The sequence below is a fragment of the Stackebrandtia sp. genome, assembly GCF_035643755.1.
Classification (GTDB): domain Bacteria; phylum Actinomycetota; class Actinomycetes; order Mycobacteriales; family Micromonosporaceae; genus Stackebrandtia.
On the sequence record NZ_DASQPW010000116.1, the window covers coordinates 1 to 8,731 of the forward strand.

General features: G+C 68.9%; 7 protein-coding genes and 1 pseudogene. 2 read left to right on the forward strand and 6 right to left on the reverse strand.

Annotated elements, in window-relative coordinates:
* Positions 1 to 2,853: AfsR/SARP family transcriptional regulator (locus VE172_RS08980; protein WP_324800111.1), on the reverse strand; the 2,853-nt coding region annotated here is incomplete at its 3' end.
* 144 nt (positions 2,854 to 2,997) lie between these two features.
* On the opposite strand from VE172_RS08980, the gene VE172_RS08985 reads away from it, so the two are divergent.
* Together VE172_RS08985 and VE172_RS08990 are read left to right on the forward strand one after the other, a co-directional pair.
* Positions 2,998 to 3,303 carry a hypothetical protein gene (locus VE172_RS08985; protein WP_324800113.1) on the forward strand — a complete coding sequence of 102 codons (306 nt, stop codon included), beginning with the start codon at positions 2,998 to 3,000 and terminating at the stop codon, positions 3,301 to 3,303.
* Positions 3,294 to 3,614, forward strand: coding sequence for a YbaB/EbfC family nucleoid-associated protein (locus VE172_RS08990; protein ID WP_324800117.1), 321 nt, complete (start codon positions 3,294 to 3,296; stop codon positions 3,612 to 3,614). Before VE172_RS08985 ends, VE172_RS08990 begins: the two co-directional genes overlap by 10 nt.
* Before the next feature lie 19 nt (positions 3,615 to 3,633).
* Here VE172_RS08990 and VE172_RS08995 read toward each other — a convergent pair whose 3' ends face one another.
* The 5 genes and pseudogenes from VE172_RS08995 to VE172_RS09015 form a co-directional block, all read right to left on the reverse strand.
* Positions 3,634 to 5,748, reverse strand: coding sequence for a hypothetical protein (locus VE172_RS08995; protein ID WP_324800120.1), 2,115 nt, complete (start codon positions 5,746 to 5,748; stop codon positions 3,634 to 3,636).
* Positions 5,749 to 5,938: 190 nt separating this feature from the next.
* On the reverse strand, positions 5,939 to 6,499 hold the full coding sequence (locus VE172_RS09000; protein WP_414715076.1) for a GTP-binding protein: 561 nt from the start codon (positions 6,497 to 6,499) through the stop codon (positions 5,939 to 5,941).
* Between the two features lie 29 nt (positions 6,500 to 6,528).
* Positions 6,529 to 6,906, reverse strand: coding sequence for a DUF742 domain-containing protein (locus VE172_RS09005; protein ID WP_324800125.1), 378 nt, complete (start codon positions 6,904 to 6,906; stop codon positions 6,529 to 6,531).
* A 133-nt stretch (positions 6,907 to 7,039) separates the two neighbouring features.
* Positions 7,040 to 7,453: a roadblock/LC7 domain-containing protein gene (locus VE172_RS09010; protein ID WP_324800127.1), complete on the reverse strand. Its 414-nt coding sequence runs from the start codon at positions 7,451 to 7,453 to the stop codon at positions 7,040 to 7,042.
* 37 nt (positions 7,454 to 7,490) lie between these two features.
* Positions 7,491 to 8,731: pseudogene (locus VE172_RS09015) on the reverse strand (hypothetical protein); the annotation flags it as partial.

Here is an 8,731-nt window from a genome sequence, read left to right on the forward strand (position 1 = left end):
GATGGCAAGCCCGCGTCGATATTCGGTGGCGGCGCCGTCGTGATCGCCGCACGCGAGCGTCGCGTCGGCCACGCCCAGGGAGGTGTACGCCTCGCCAACGCGGTCGCCGAACTCGAGACACAGCTCGCGGGCACGGACGAGATTGTCGCGGGCGATGTGGAAATCTCCCGTGGCCAGCGCCGCCCTGCCGAGGGCGTGCAACGAGTGCGCCTGGCTGAGGCGGTCGCCGACCTCGATGTCCAATGTGAGCGAGCGCCGGGCGTACGACAGCGCGGCGGCCTTGTCGCCCGTGCGCCCCGCCAGACGCGACAGGACGATGAGCACGCTTCCCTGCCCACCGCGGAAACCCAGCTCGGCGTAGATGGACAGGCTGTGTTCCAGATCGCGGGCCGCGGCGGCGTATTCGCCGCGTTCGACCTGGGCCTGTCCCAGGATGTGCAGCGCCTGGGCCTCGGTGAAGCGCTCGCCGATGTCGCGGGCCAGGGCCGCCGCCCGCCGCGACTTGTCGACGCTGGCGGTGTAGTCGGCGGCGCTGAAGACGTCCTGCCCCTGCGACAGCAGGCAGTTGGCCTCCCCCTTGCGGTCGCCGCAGCCCTGGAACAGCGCGAGGGCCTCGCCGGTGAGCGCGGATGACGCGTGATGGTCGGCGGTGGCCCGCGCGATCTCGGCCATGCCGCGCAGCGTCCACGCCTGTTGGGCGACGTTTCCCAAGGCGCGGTACAGGTCTAGGGCCTCGTCGTAGGCGGCCCTTGCCCGATCCCACTCGCCGAGTGCCCGCGTCAGGCGGCCGATGCCCGCCAGCGCGTCGGCGGCCATGGTGGTGCCCGCGTCGGCGTTGGCGTGGGCGATCTCGAAGGCGCGCAGGCCATCGGGGTAGGTGGCGAGGTCGTGGAGTCGATCGCCCAACTGGTTGGCGAAGCTGGTCATCGCCTGCCCGGCGACGGGCAGCCGGAGGCAGTTGACCAGTATGGACTGTTCGGCGAGGAACCAGTCGACGTCCTTGCCGCGGGACTCCATGAGGTCGCGGTAGTGCGCCAGCAGGCGGGCGTGCGCCGCGTCGCGCACGGTGGGCGGGGTCGGCAGGCGGTCGCGGGCGAAGTCGCGCAGCAGGTCGTGCATCACGTACCTGCCGCGCCGCACCTGTTCCAGCAGGCTCGCGGACGACAGCTCGCGGAGCAGGCGCCGGGCGGCCGCCTCGGTGGCGTCGAGCATCGCCGCGGCGGCGGGCGCGTCGAAGCTCGGTCCGGGGTGGACACCCAGCAGCGCGAACGCCTCGGCGACGTCGGCGGACAGGTCCCGCAGCGACCACGACAGCACGGTGGACACGGCGGCCTCGCCGCTGTCCAGGTCGAGCATCCCGAGGCGATCCGAGGCCAGCTCCTCGACGTATTCGCCCATGGTGGACTCGGCGAAGGAGGCGCGGAACCCCGCCGCGGCGATCCGCAGCGCCAGGGGCAGCCGCGCGCACAGTTCGGCCAGCCGCTCCACCGCCTCGGGCTCGGCACCCACGACGCCGTCGCCGAGCAGGTGGCGCAGCAGCTCCAGGGATTCGTTGCGGCCCAGACGGTCCACGAAGATCTGCCGCGCTCCCTCGCGAACGGCCAGGCCCGCCAGGCGGTTGCGGCTGGTCACCAACACCAGGCAGCGCGGCGCCGACGCCAGCAGGGGACGCACCTGGGCGGCGTCCACCGCGTCGTCCAGGATGATCAACAGCCGCCGGTCGGCCACGCGGCGCCGATACTCCGCCAGCGCGGGCTCCAGCTCGTGCGGAATCCGCTCGCTGGGCACCCCCAGCTGCCTCAGCACCTGGCCCAGCGCCTGGTGCGCCTCCAGGGGCCGCTGCCCCGAGAACCCCTGCATGCGAACGAAAAGCGTCCCGTCGCCGAACGCCTGGCGCACGCGGTCGCTGTGCGCCCAGCGCACGGCCAGCGCGCTCTTGCCCACCCCGCCGCCGCCCGACAGCGCCGAGATCACCGCCGCACCGCCGCCCATCTCGTCCAGCAGACCGTCCAGTTCGGCGAGTTGTTGCTCGCGGCCGACGAAGCCGGTGACGTCCATGGGCGCGAAGTCGATCGCCGCGCGCGGCTCGGCCGCCTCCGTCGATCCCTCCGCAAGCGACAGTTCGGCGTCGTCGTTGAGCATCCTGCGGTGCAGGAGCTTCAGCTCCTCCCCGGGCTCCCGCCCGACGTCGTCCACCAGTCGGCCGCGCACCCTGGTGTACTCCCCCAGCGCCTCGGCGGCCCGCCCCGTGCGGTACAGCGCCAGCATCAGCTGCCCCGCCACCCGCTCGTTCAGCGGATGCTCGGCCACCGCGGCCATCAGCTCCGGCAGCAGTTCCGCGTGTTCCCCGCGCGCCAGCCGCAGCTCGTTGAGCTCCACCGCCGCGAGGAAACGCCGCTGCCGCAGGTGATGGGCGATCTCCCCCAGCCACGGCACGTCCAGGTCACCGAACGGCTCCCCGCGCCACAATCCCAGCGCCTCGCGCCACAGCGCGATCCGCCGCCGCGCCCCCTCGGCGAGCCGCGCGTCGGCGGCCAACCGCGCGAAGCGGTGCATGTCCACGGCGTCGGCGTCCACGTCGAGCTGGTAGCCGCCGCCGCGCCGGGTGATCGCCGCGGCGCCGCCGCCCAGGTCCTTGCGGATCCGCGAAATGTAGCTGTGCAGGGTTTCCCGCGCCCGCTGCGGCGGTCGCTCGTGCCACAGCCGATCCACCAACTGGTCCACGGTGACGGTCTTGCCCGCCTCCACGGCCAGGATCGCCAGGACCGCCCGCCGCCGCGCGGGCCCGGGCGCCAACACCACCCCGTCCCGCACCGTCTCCACAGTGCCCAGTACCCGTAGCTCGATGTCCATGGCGGCCCTTTCCCCGCAGACGGGGTTCGCCGAAAACTCCCGCGACCAGCGAAAACAAGGATCTCACACGTTTGACACAAGTCGATCCATGCAAGGTGGCGACAACGTAACGAAACATTCCCATACGACTTGGAGGACGGACGAATGTCGCACAGGGACGCCGTGATCGCACTGCGGCAACAGATTCGCGACGCCAGCGCCGCCGTCGACGGCGGCGGGCTGGCCAGGGCGCTGGGCGAGGTCCACTTCGTCACCACGGGCGGACGTGGCGACATCAGGGTCCTGATGTCCGCCAACCGAACCCTCATCAAGATGGCGCTGCGCCCGGGCACCCTCGATCGCCACGATCGCGAGAGGGTCGCCCGCGGCATCCTGCGCACCATTCAGGAGGCGGAGTCCGTCCTCCACGACGCCCTCGACTCACTCAAGGAGACGCGCGCATGCGCATGAGCGAATTCCACGAGCAGTTCAAGGCCGCCAACCAGGGCTTCCAGGAGGCGTACGAGCAGCGGGCGCGATCAGCCCGGGACACCGACACCGAGGCGATGTCTCCCAGCGGATACGTCACGGCGAGCATGTCCGGCGACTTCCGCCTCACCGACCTCGGGATCCACCCGCAGGCGTGGGAGATGGAGGAGCTCACCGAGGAGCGGCTGTCGGCCGAGGTGAAGGGCGCCTACAACGCCGCGCGCCAGGCGGTGAGCCAGCGCTACACCAGGATGGTCCTGGGCCGCCTCGGATCTTCCCCAGGGGACCAATGACGAGGCGGGGCCGCCCGCGCTAGTGCGGCGTGATGGACTCGTCGGCGGACTGCTTCTCGATTTGCAGCAGTTGTTCCGCGATCGCGTCCCCCGCGTTTTCGCGGGCGGTCGGGTCGGTGAGGCCGATGTCGTTGGTGACCTGGTTGTAGGCCCAGTTCTTGAACTGGGTGTCCTGGTCGGCCCCCATCAGCGTCTTGTCGAAGAGGGCCTGATCGGACGGGTCGGTCTTGAAACCCTTGATCCCCTCCTTGAGAAGCCCGTACTTGACGGCCGAGTTGAGGAAGTTGCCCAGGACGGGCGCGCTGGTCACCAGCGGAGTGCCGACGAAGGTGTCGTACAGCGAGCTGGACGTCAGATACACCGAGTCGCTGACGAGGGTCTGGGTGTCCTTGTCGGTTTGGAGCGCGGCGTAGATGTCGCTGAGTTTGCTGCCGTTGAGGCGACCGACGAGCTCGGCGTGCGGGGTCAGCGCGTTCGTGATCGCGTTTTGGCGGTTGGTGGGGTCGCCGCCCTCGGCCCCCGCCTTCGCCGCCGAGGCGCTGGCGACCAGCTCGCTGTTGGCCAACAGGACCGCCGCGTTGGCCTTGTCCTTGGACAGGTACGACAGCAGCGCCTTCGTATCGCCTTCGAGGGTGGAGTCGTTGACCTCGTTGAGGGACAGATGGTTCTTGTGGAGGTACGGGATCCGATCGGCGGAGGCGGAATGCAGGTCCCCCGGCGTCAGGATGCGGTGGACCTCGTCCATGTGGACGGCCAGGACCTTGGTGAGCGACCGCTTGAGACCGTCCCCGCCGTCGTCGTCGATGAGCTTCTGGTTGTCGGGCTGGGCGGCGAATTTGATCAGCGTCTTGGTCAGCTGGACGGCGTCGGGAGAGTCGGCGTCGGCCGATCTCTCCAGCGCCGACGACAGGGCGTTCTGGAACGACGTGTCGGTGTACGTCTTGGTGCCGTTGGGGTAGACGTCGCTGGCCGCGGTGTACTTTCCCGCCTCGATGAGCGTCGTGAGCTTCTTGTCGTCGTTGAAGAAGTCGGCGAATCCGTTGTCGGAGTTGCCAACGGCGGTGAGCAGGTTGGTCAGCTCGACGCGTCCCGTGGAGCCGCCGAGCTCGTTGGTGTTGTGCGACTTGAACTTGTCGTACTCCGCGTCCAGCGACTTGCGCAGCACCACGGGGTTCTGCTTGGCGTGGGTGAACAGCTCGCTGACGGCCTTCGACTTCGTCGGGTCGGTGATCGCCTTGGACAGCGCGACGCCCCAGGTGTTGGCGCGGGTGGGATCGGAGGTTCCCCCCGCGAGGATCTCGGCCAGGTCCTGGTCGCGCTTGTTTCCCTTGTCGGTCTTGGCCTCCGTGGGGCCCTGCAGGAGGCTGACGAACTTGTCGGTGCCGATGGTGTCCAGGAACGTCTCGTCGAACTTCTTGTTGCCCCTGTTGGCGTCGATGAGCTGCTGGATGCGCTCGTCGTTGCCGGGCACGGGCGCCCCGACGGGGTTCACCTCCTGCCAGGTCCCGTTGAGCCGCATCGCGAGTTCCCTGGCGTCCCTGGTGGGATCCTGGCCCGCCGCGGGGTAGGTCAGCGGCGGGGTCTCGTTCTTGGGCGTCGTGGAGTCGATCTTCTCCACCTGCGGCTCGGCCGTGGTGAACGCGTTGTCGGCGTTGTTGGCGTCGGTGACCGACTGTGCCATCAGGCGATTGGCCTTGGTGGCCAGCTCGATGTTCTTCGCGTGGTTCTGTTTGGCCTCTTCGCTGGCCTTGCCGTACGGACCCCACAGGTCGTCGCGCCAGTGATACTCCACGGTGCCCTTGTCGCGGTCGAAGTTCGCGCCGGGGATCGTCTCGGCGATTCCCGAGCCCTCCTTGGCGGTCTTTTGGGCCTTGGTGAGCCCGTCCGCCAGGGTGATGGCGTGGTTGCCGATGCGGTGGGTGTTGTCGGCGATCTCGGTCAGGCTGGTGCCGTGCCCCTGCAGATTCTGGTGCGAGGTGGTCCCGTCGGCCGACGGCCACACGCCGGGCACCTGGGAGGTCAGGCCGTCAAGCTTCTCCGCGTGGATCTCGGTGGTCTTGGAGGCGTTCTTCAACGACTCTCCGTGCGACCTGATCTGCGCCACATTCAGCTTCTGCAACTGTCCAAAGTCCACAGTGTCTCCACACACGACGGCCGCGACGGCACGGTAGGGGTAAGGGGATGGGACTCAAACTAACAGCGCGCCCAGAAAATGAAAAGACTCACATTTGCGCCATGCCCATATTCGACACGGCCGCGAACCCCACGCGGGCACGAGAAATCGCCGCCCCGGCCTTGGGGGCCGGGACGGCGTACGTCGGAGGTTATTGAGCCGCCGCGGTGCGCGAGCGGTGCATGGACAGCACGTACTCGACCAGGTTGATCAGCACGCTCTTGGTCGACTCCCGCTGGCGGGCGTCGCAGGGCACGATCGGGGTCTGAGGGGCGACGGCAAGTGCTTCGCGCACGTCCTCCAGGCCGTGCCACATCTTGCCTTCGAACTGGTTGACGGCCACCAGGTAGGGCAGGCGGCGGTGCTCGAAGAAGTCGATGGCGGCGAAACTGTCGGCGAGGCGGCGGGTGTCCACAATGACCACCGCGCCAATCGCGCCGCGCACCAGTTCGTCCCACATGAACCAGAATCGCGTCTGGCCGGGGGTACCGAAGAGGTACAGGATCAGGTCATTGTCAATGGTGATGCGACCGAAGTCCATGGCGACGGTGGTGGTGCTCTTCTGAGCCACCAGCGCGTTGTCGTCCACTTTCTCCGATGCCGAGGTCATGATGGCCTCGGTCGTCAACGGCGTGATCTCGGAAACCGATCCCACCAGGGTGGTTTTTCCGACACCGAAACCTCCGGCGATCACTATCTTCGCCGAGGTCACCCGTCCGTTTGATGGGCGGTCAGCCACGTTCACAGCCTCCGAAGTCCACTAAGTACGCGTTCGAGCAGTTCAGTCCCGACCGCGTCTTCGCCGTCGGTGAATCCCGCCGGTTCGTGCACCGCGAGAAGTCCATCCGCGGCCATGTCGGCCACGAGTACGCGCGCCACACCCAGGGGCATCTGCATGCGCGCGGCGATCTCCGCCATGGACTGCAATCCGCTGGTGCACAGCCCGGCGATGGTCTGTTGTTCTTGGCCTGCGAGGAAACCACCGGACCTGCCGCGCGGCGTTGTCTCCACAAGCGCTTCCATGGCGATGTCGAGCCGAGGCCGAGTACGACCGCGGGTCACCGCGTATGGACGCACCAAGGCGCCCGTACCGACCGAATCATCACGATCGAGAACCATCGCTACTCCCAACACTGGGACCCAGAAGCGGGCGCCCAGTAATCTGGCATAACAGCCACATGTAAGTGAAAACCTTTATGTACTTTGTTCAATCACAGTCGCTCGACGTCACGACTTTACCGTGTGGCCGCCGTCAGCGCACTCCCTCGTTGGAAGCGCGCGCTTCGGGGGTCAAAGCCTGACCGACCCGATCGACCAACAACGCCATTTCGTACCCGACCTGTCCCACATCGCAAGTGCGCGATGCCAGGACGGCGAAGGACGATCCGTCACTAATGGACATAAGGAACAGGAATCCGTTGTCCATCTCCACAACCGTCTGGAGCACCGCGCCGCCCTCGAAGCAGCGCGAGGCGCCCTGGGCAAGGCTCACCATGCCCGAGGCCACCGCCGCCAGCTGGTCCGCGCGGTCGCGCGGAAGGTTGCGGGAAGCCGCCATCAACAGGCCGTCCGCCGACACCGCGACAGCGTGCGCCACGCCGGGAACCCGCTCGGCGAATCCCGCCAGCAGCCAGCCGAGATCCTGTACGCCGGTCTGAGTAGTCATTAGCGCTCCTTGCCTGCCCAACTATCCGTATTGTGCCTCATCGGGAACCATCGCCTCGTCCACGTTGGACTCCGCGGTGGTACGCCGACAACAAACCCCGGACTCCCTCGGGATCCCTTCGGGGCTTTGGAATCACGGGTTCGCCGGCGTCGGGCACCTCCACGGAACCGGGGATGAGCCGCTCCATCGGCCGCCTCCTCGGCAATCCCGAATCGGTGGCGTCGTCGCTTTCCAGGTTTCCAATGTTCGCGGCCACTTGCCATCCTCGGTCGGCAGGGGTCTGCCAGCTCGAATCGGGGGCTTCCGCGTCGCCGCGGGTTCCCACCGGATCGAAATCGGGGACGACCGGTGGCTCGGGTGCCTTTCCGATCTTACGGCGCTGCGGCAGACCGCTCCCCCCTACCTCCGGTTCGGGTTCTGCCGGGGCGCTTTCGGCGACCGGCTCGGCAGGTGGGGCGGGGTCGGGTGCGGGCATCGAGGAGGACGCCGCGAAGCCGCGCCACTCGGATGCGGCCGACGCGGGGGGCTCGGTGGGCTCGGCCGTCTCGCCCGGAGCCTGCGCATCGGCCGGGCGCGGCGGCGGGGTGGTCGCCTTGAACCAGGCCGACTCGACCTCGCGGAAGATCGGCAGCTCCATGGTCTCGTCCATGGCCGGCGCGCGGGTGCTGTCGGCCGCCACCGGCTCGCTGGTGCGCGAGCCGTTCGCCGAGGTCGGCCAGGACGGCGGGGCGTCGGTGGCGGGCTGCGAACCGTTGGAGCGGCCGGTGCCCGGCGCCTCGGGGCTCAGCGGCGTGGCGTCCAGGCGGATCATCGGCAGCGCGACCGGGCCGGTGTACTCGGCCGGGTGCTCGGCGACGATCTCGCCGGTGACCTCCATGATCTTGCGCCGCGGGTTGGAGTCGTCATCGTCGCCGTCGCCGGGATAGAACGACACCCCGCCGGGGCGCGGCTCGTCGCCGTTCGGCGCCGCGGGCTCGAAACCGTTGTAACCATTGTCACTCGCCGAGTGCGGCGAGAACGGCTCCACGTGGTCCTGATCCGGCAGATCCAGCGGCTCGAAGAGGCTGTGCGGCGCGTCGAGGCCGGCCGCCGCGACCGGCGAGGCCGGGGACGCCCCGTGGTGCGGGGCCGGCAGCTCCGCCGGGGGACGCGCCCCCGGTCCGGGCCACGGCTTGGAGCCGCGGGAGTTGGTGGGGGCGGTGAGGATCGCCTTGGGCAGCACCACCTCGGCGACGATGCCGCGACCGCCGCCGGGCTGCAGGGTGACCCGCAGCTTGT